The sequence below is a fragment of the Pseudomonas sp. yb_5 genome, assembly GCF_043103865.1.
Taxonomy (GTDB): Bacteria; Pseudomonadota; Gammaproteobacteria; order Pseudomonadales; family Pseudomonadaceae; genus Aquipseudomonas; species Aquipseudomonas putida_Y.
On sequence record NZ_JBICKE010000145.1, the window covers coordinates 1 to 348 of the forward strand.

The following is a 348-nucleotide window of genomic DNA, read 5'->3' on the forward strand; positions in this document are numbered from 1 at the left end:
TTGCATCCGGTTCAGCGTCTGCGCCTGGTCTTTCACTTTGGAAGCACGCTGCCTGACCAATGACCGGACGCAGCAGGTCAGATCATCGGGGCGGAATGCGCCTCTGAGCAGTCCATGAGTCATCAGCTGCCAAATCCACTGGCAATCCAGCACATCTGATTTACGGCCCGTGATTTGTCGAGTTGCTCTGGCATTGACGAGATAAACCTCAAAACCGCGCTCGCTGAGAATCTCGTAAATTGGAATCCAATAAACTCCCGTGGATTCCATGGCAACGACCTTGATCCCCAGGCTTTCAAGCCAGTTAGCCATCTTGAGCAGGTCGTCAGTAAAGGACGTGAACGACTG

At 53.2% G+C, this 348-nt stretch carries 1 protein-coding gene; it reads right to left on the reverse strand.

The window, feature by feature from the left end:
* A partial coding sequence (locus ACF8GF_RS25385; protein WP_392488724.1) for a transposase occupies window positions 1–348 on the reverse strand: 348 nt, incomplete at both ends.